This is a genomic window from Streptomyces sp. NPDC060027, assembly GCF_042737005.1.
GTDB lineage: Bacteria > Actinomycetota > Actinomycetes > Streptomycetales > Streptomycetaceae > Streptomyces.
Genome location: NZ_JBHWVI010000109.1, coordinates 21,653 through 28,454, shown reverse-complemented (window position 1 = coordinate 28,454; position 6,802 = coordinate 21,653). Strand labels below are relative to the sequence as shown.

Sequence of the window (6,802 nt, the reverse complement as noted above, 5' to 3'; positions counted from 1 at the left end):
CAGCCCGGCTCTCCCCGCGCCGGGACCGACGCGCGGAGCCTCGGGCCGCGAAGGCTGGGCGGAGGCCCCGGCCGGAGCGGAGTGGGGCATGCCCCCACGGTCCGGGTCGCCCGGTGTTTGCGCAGGTGGGAAGGGTCCGAACGGATATCGCACAAGAGTTCGAGAATTGGTCTATGGTGGGGGTGGGGTAGCTGGGAACAAGTGTTCGAGAGCTCGTGAGGGCTCACAGGTCGGGAGGTGTGTGTGCCGGGTTTCACGCATCTGCACACCGCCTCCGGGTTCTCCCTGCGGTACGGGGCCTCGCACCCGGAGCGTCTCGCCGAGCGCGCCTCCGAGCGGGGCATGGACGCCCTCGCGCTCACCGACCGGGACACCCTCGCGGGCTCGGTCCGGTTCGCCAAGGCCTGCGCGAAGGCGGGCATCCGCCCGCTGTTCGGCGTGGAGCTGGCGGTCGGGGAGCCCGTACGGGGAGAGCGGCGCCGCACCCCGGTGCGCGGCGGCGCCTTCGTCGACGAGTCGGCACCCCGTGCGACCTTCCTCGCCCGGGACGGCGCGACCGGCTGGGCCGACCTCTGCAGAATCGTCACGGCGACGCATGCGGGCGGCAGGGAGGACGGCCCGCCGGTACTGCCCTGGCCGGACAACCACGCCGAGGGTCTGACCGTGCTGCTCGGCCCCGCCTCCGACGTCGGCCGCGCGCTCGCCGCGGGCCGCCCCGACCGCGCGGCCGGGCTGCTCGCGTCCTGGCGGGAGATCTACGGCGACGCCCTGCGTCTCGAAGCCGTCTGGCACGGCCGGCAGGGCACCGGTCCCGGCTCCCTGCGGCTCGCCGCCCGCACCGTCGGTTTCGCCGCCGAACAGCGCGTACGTCCCGTGCTCAGCAACGCCGTCCGGTATGCCGACGCGGGTCTCGGCCCGGTCGCCGACGTCCTGGACGCCGCCCGCCGGCTCGTTCCCGTCGACCCCCGGCGCGAGCTGGACTCCGGCGAGGCCTGGCTCAAGGACGAGGCCGCCATGCTGGCCGCCGCCGAACGGATCGTCGAGGCGGCGGGCTACCGCCGTGACACCGCGCACCGGCTGCTCGAACAGACGCGGGCCACCGCCGCCGCGTGTCTCGTCGACCCCGAGGACGACCTCGGTATCGGCGGCGTGCACTTTCCCGAACCGCGTCTCGTCGGCGCGGACCGCCGCACCGCCCAGCGCGTCCTGGCCTCCCGGGCGGCGGCGGGCATGGTGCTGCACGGCTACGCCGGCCGGCGCGCCTACTGGGAACGGATGCACCACGAGCTGGACATCATCGCCCACCACAACTTCGCCTCCTACTTCCTGACGGTCGCTCAAGTGGTGGACGACGTGAGGAAGATGGGCATCCGGGTCGCGGCGCGCGGCTCCGGGGCCGGCTCCCTGGTCAACCACCTCCTCGGCATCGCGCACGCCGACCCCGTCGAGCACCGGCTGCTGATGGAACGCTTTCTCTCCAAGCGCCGCCCGGTGCTGCCCGACATCGACATCGACGTGGAGTCCGCGCGCCGGCTGGAGGTCTACCGCGCGATCATCGGCCGGTTCGGCACCGAGCGGGTCGCGACCGTCTCCATGCCCGAGACCTACCGGGTCCGGCACGCCGTCCGCGATGTCGGCGCCGCCCTCTCCCTGGACCCGGCCGAGATCGACCGGATCGCCAAGGCCTTCCCGCACATCCGCGCCCGTGACGCCCGCGCGGCCATGGACGAACTCCCCGAACTGCGCGAACTGGCGGGGGAGAAGGACAGATACGGCAAGCTGTGGGACCTGGTCGAATCCCTCGACGCCCTCCCGCGCGGCATCGCCATGCACCCGTGCGGGGTGCTCCTCTCCGACGCCTCCCTGCTCGCCCGTACGCCGGTCATGCCGACCAGCGGCGAGGGCCTGCCCATGTCGCAGTTCGACAAGGAGGACGTCGAGGACCTCGGGCTGCTCAAGCTCGACGTGCTGGGGGTGCGGATGCAGTCCGCGATGGCGCACGCGGTGGCCGAGGTGGAGCGGGCCACGGGGGACCGGCCGGACATCGACGCGGTGGCGCCGGGCGACCCGGCGGCGTACCGGCTCATCCAGTCCACCGAGACGCTGGGCTGCTTCCAGATCGAGTCGCCGGGCCAGCGGGACCTGGTCGGACGCCTGCAGCCCGCGACCTTCCACGACCTCGTCGTCGACATCTCGCTCTTCCGGCCGGGGCCGGTCGCCGCCGACATGGTGCGGCCGTTCATCGAGGCGCGGCACGGCCGGGCGCCGGTCCGCTATCCGCACCCGGACCTGGAGAGGCCGCTGAAGGAGACGTACGGAGTCGTCGTCTTCCACGAGCAGATCATCGACATCGTGGACATCATGACCGGCTGCGGGCGCGACGAGGCGGACCGGGTGCGCCGCGGGCTCTCCGACCCCGAGTCGCAGGGGCGGATCCGGTTCTGGTTCGCGCAGCACGCGGCGGTCAAGGGGTACGACGCCGAGACCATCGCGCGCACCTGGGAGATCATCGAGGCCTTCGGGTCGTACGGCTTCTGCAAGGCGCACGCCGTGGCCTTCGCCGTTCCAACCTACCAGTCGGCGTGGCTGAAGGCCCATCACCCGGCCGCCTTCTACGCCGGGTTGCTCACGCACGACCCCGGGATGTATCCGAAGCGGCTGCTGCTGGCGGACGCGCGGCGGCGGGGGGTGCCGGTCCTGCCGCTGGACGTGAACCGGTCGGCGGTCGCCCATCGTATCGAACTGGTGTCTGAATCCACCGTCCCCACCGTCCCCACCGTCCCCGGCACCCCCGGCACCTCCGCGGTCCCCGCCACCTCCACCGTCCCCGCCGTCCCAGCCGGTCGTTGGGGCGTCCGGCTGGCGCTCTCCGACGTGCACGGCATCAGCGAAGCCGAGGCCGCGCGGATCGCGGACGGGCAGCCGTACGCCTCGCTGCTCGACTTCTGGGAACGGGCCCGGCCGAGCCGGCCGCTCGCCCAGCGGCTCGCGCAGGTCGGCGCGCTGGACGCGTTCGGCGCCAACCGCCGTGACCTGCAACTGCACCTGACCGAACTGCACCGCGGCTCCCGGGGGGCGGGCGGAGGCCAACTCCCCCTGTCCGGCGGGCGGAACACCGCCTCCGCCGGGCTGCCCGACCTGTCCTCGGCGGAGCGGTTGAGCGCCGAGCTGGGCGTGCTCTCGATGGACGCCTCACGCAATCTGATGGACGACCACCGCGCGTTCCTGGGGGAGTTGGGCGTGGTCACGGCGCGTCGGCTGCGCGAGGCGCGGCACGGGGAGACGGTCCTGGTCGCGGGCGCCAAGGCGGCCACCCAGACCCCGCCCATCCGCTCCGGCAAGCGGGTCATCTTCAGCACGCTGGACGACGGGACGGGCCTGGTCGACCTCGCCTTCTTCGACGACTCCCACGACGCCTGCGCCCACACCGTCTTCCACTCCTGGCTCCTGCTCGTGCGCGGAGTGGTGCAGCGCCGGGGCCCGCGCAGCCTCAGTGTGGTGGGCGCGGCGGCCTGGAACCTCGCCGAACTGGTCGAGCTGCGCGCCGAGGGCGGCCTCGACGTGGTGGCGGCGCGACTGGCGGAGCCCGCACGGGAGGAACCGGGGGAGCCGGGGAAGCCGGGACCGGGGCGGCCAGGGAAGCCCGTCGACGGTGATCCGGCCGGGGGCCGGACGATCCGGATGCCCACGGGGTACGAGATGCACCCCTGGGCCGATCTGCGTCCCGCGGGCGAAGGGCCCGCGGGAGGAAAGAAGTTGTGGCACCAGAGCCCGGGGAGTGCGGGATGACCATCCTCTGCGTACGTTTCCAGCTGCCTCCGATGTGTGAGGCCGCTCTACCTCAACTCCTCGGTGTGCTGGAGGAGTTCACCCCTGTCATCGAGGCGCTGCCACCCGACGGCGCGCTGCTCGATCTCCGGGGCGCCGAGCGGTACTTCGGGCGCGGTGCCGTCGGGTTCGCCTCGCTGATCCGGGTGCGGGCGCTCGCCCTGTACGGGATCGACTGCGTGATCGGCGCCGGGCCCGGACCGATGCTCGCGCGGATGGCGCTGCGGGACGCCGCACCCGGGGTGACCCGTGTGGTGCCCGGAGAGCCGGACGCCGTCACGGAGTTCCTCGCCGGCCGGCCCGTCGCCACGCTGCCCGGCGTCGGCGGGGCCACCGCCCGCACCCTGTGCGAGTACGGCCTCGACACCATCGGCAAGGTCGCGGCCGCGCCCCTGTCCACGCTTCAGCGTCTCACCGGCGCCCGGGCCGGCCGCGACCTGCACGAGAAGGCGTCCGGCATCGACCGGAGCCGGGTCGTACCGAACGCCACCTGTCGCTCTCTTGCCACCGAACGCCCCTTCCAGCGCGACGAGTTGGACCCCTCCCGGCATCGCCACGCCCTGCTCTCCGCCGCTGAGGAACTCGGCACCCGGCTGCGCGCCCTGGAGAAGGTCTGCCGCACGCTGACCCTCACCGTGCGCTACGCCGACCGCTCCGCGACCACCCGCAGCCGCACCCTCGAGGAGCCGACCGCGCACTCCTCGACGCTGACCGGCACCGCGTACCGCATGTACGAGGCGCTCGGACTCCAGCGTGCCCGGGTCCGTGCGGTCGCCCTGCGCGCGGAGGGCCTGACCTCCGCGGCGCGGGCCTCCCACCAGCTCACCTTCGACCCGGTCGACGAGAAGGTCCGCCGTATCGAGGAGGTCGCGGACCGGGCGCGGGCGAAGTTCGGCCCGCATGTGATCGGGCCGGGGACGCTGGCCGCGTGACCTCCGTCCGAGCGGCGCCGCCTCCCGTTCCGCCCTAGTTGGCCCAGGGCGGGGTGAGGACCGAGCCGTCGGCCAGTTCCGCACGCAGGCCGATGGAGGTGGTGACCCAGGAGACCGCGGTCTCCTGGGCCGGGTTCTCGATGCCGACGGTCGCGCCCGGGGTGATGATCACGGTGTCGCCCGCGGCGATCCGCTCGGTGACGCCGTCGAGCGTGACCAGCAGCTCGCCGGAGAGCAGATGGAAGATCTCCTCGTGACTGACGGTGTGTACCGGGGCCCGGTGCCCCGCGGGGATCTCCGTGCGCCAGGCGCACAGCTCCTTGCTGCCGCTGCGCGGAGCGGCGTACGAGAGGAAACGGCCGCCGTGGATCTCGTGGACGACGGCTTCGGACGAGCGGACGACGGGCACGGGTGCCTCCTGGGTCGGCGATATATGGTCAAGCGGCTTGACCATGTGTACGGGTAATATGGTCAAGTAGATTGACCGATTCGTCAAGGGTGTTTCAATGCACGCGTGCAGAACTCCGAGGCCATGGCCCTGTCCGCCGCCCTGCTCGCCACCGCCGGTGAGCTGACGCAACGCATCAATGAGGGCGTGGTCGCCCGTGGATTCGAGGGGGTGCGGCCCGCCCACGGCTTCGCCTTCACGCGGCTCGCGCCGGACGGGGCGACGGTCACCGACCTCGCCGCCCATCTCGGGGTCACCAAGCAGGCCGCCAGCCAGCTGGTCGAGGAACTCGTCCGCAAGGGGTATGTCGAGCGGCGGCCCCACCCCGACGACGCGCGCGCCAGGCTCGTCGTGCTCACCGAGCTCGGCTGGGCCTGCACCCGTGCGGCGGAAGAGGCGGCCGCCGATGCCGTGCGCGGGTGGTCCGAACTGCTGGGAGAGAGTGAAATGCGCGCGTTGTATACGCGTTTGGTGAGCATCGCGCCCTACGGTCCGATCAAGCCCGCCTGGTGATGTTTCGATCGACCGCGAGGGTCATCCCGGTTATCACTGGAAGTTTTTACTGACGCGTAACTTCACAGTTCTGCTACTCGACCGTAACTTGACGAGTGAACAGCATCCTCGTGATCCGGATCACAGGGCGTAGTCCCCCACAACTCCCTTGAGCCGCAAGGAGATCACCCGATGCTGCCCTGGAAGCGAGTACTCAGACCCCTGGCCGCGCTGCTTCTGACCACCGCGGTCGCGGTCGTCCCCGCCGCGACAGCGCAAGCAGCCTCCGCCCCCAGCAGTGGCTGGAACAACTACTCCTGCAAGCCGTCGGCCACACACCCCCGCCCCGTCGTCCTCGTCCATGGGACCTTCGGGAACTCCGTCGACAACTGGCTGGCCTTCGCGCCCTACCTGACCAGCCGTGGGTACTGCGTCTTCTCCCTCGACTACGGGCAACTGCCCGGCGTCCCCTTCTTCAACGGCCTCGGCCCCATCGACAAGTCGGCCGCACAGCTCCAGGTCTTCGTCGACAAGGTGCTCGCCGCGACCGGCGCCGCCAAGGCCGACCTGGTGGGTCACTCGCAGGGCGGCATGATGCCCCGCTACTACCTCAAGTTCCTCGGCGGAGCCGCCAAGGTGAACGCCCTCGTCGGGATCGCCCCCGACAACCACGGCACGACCCTCAACGGCCTCGCCAACCTGCTGCCGTACTTCCCGGGCGCCGAGGACCTGCTGTCGACGGCGACTCCGGGACTCGCGGACCAGGTCGCCGGCTCCGCGTTCCTGACCAAGCTCAACGAGGGCGGCGACACCGTCGCCGGCGTCCACTACACGGTCATCGCCACCAAGTACGACGAGGTGGTCACGCCGTACAACTCGCAGTACCTGAGCGGTTCCGACGTCCACAACGTCCTGTTGCAGAACCTGTGCGGGCTCGACTTCTCCGAGCACGTGGCCATCGGGCTCTTCGACCGGATCGCCTACCACGAGGTGGCGAACGCCCTCGACCCGGCGCACGCCTCCGCCACCACCTGCGCGTCCGTGTTCAGCTGAGCACGCCGCCGGGGGCTGTCCGGCCTGAGCCGCCGGTCAGCCCCCGGAG

5 protein-coding genes are annotated in these 6,802 nt (G+C 71.9%); 4 read left to right on the top strand and 1 reads right to left on the bottom strand.

Annotated elements, in window-relative coordinates:
* Nucleotides 1-243: 243 nt before the first annotated feature.
* Together ACFWBT_RS25045 and ACFWBT_RS25040 are read left to right on the top strand one after the other, a co-directional pair.
* Nucleotides 244-3,789: a DNA polymerase III subunit alpha gene (locus tag ACFWBT_RS25045; protein WP_385704154.1), complete on the top strand. Its 3,546-nt coding sequence runs from the start codon at nucleotides 244-246 to the stop codon at nucleotides 3,787-3,789.
* Entirely contained in the window at nucleotides 3,786-4,760 is a 975-nt protein-coding gene (locus tag ACFWBT_RS25040; protein WP_385704152.1) for a hypothetical protein, read from the top strand. The genes ACFWBT_RS25045 and ACFWBT_RS25040 overlap by 4 nt, the downstream gene beginning before the upstream one ends.
* Before the next feature lie 34 nt (nucleotides 4,761-4,794).
* Here the strand turns inward: ACFWBT_RS25040 and ACFWBT_RS25035 are convergent, their stop codons facing one another.
* Entirely contained in the window at nucleotides 4,795-5,169 is a 375-nt protein-coding gene (locus ACFWBT_RS25035; RefSeq protein WP_385704159.1) for a cupin domain-containing protein, read from the bottom strand.
* Between the two features lie 105 nt (nucleotides 5,170-5,274).
* Between ACFWBT_RS25035 and ACFWBT_RS25030 the strand changes: the two genes are divergently transcribed.
* Both ACFWBT_RS25030 and ACFWBT_RS25025 read left to right on the top strand, forming a co-directional pair.
* Entirely contained in the window at nucleotides 5,275-5,721 is a 447-nt protein-coding gene (locus tag ACFWBT_RS25030) for a MarR family winged helix-turn-helix transcriptional regulator (RefSeq protein WP_385704150.1), read from the top strand.
* A 171-nt stretch (nucleotides 5,722-5,892) separates the two neighbouring features.
* Complete coding sequence (locus tag ACFWBT_RS25025; RefSeq protein ID WP_385704147.1) at nucleotides 5,893-6,753, top strand: esterase/lipase family protein; 861 nt, start codon at nucleotides 5,893-5,895, stop codon at nucleotides 6,751-6,753.
* Nucleotides 6,754-6,802: the final 49 nt, after the last annotated feature.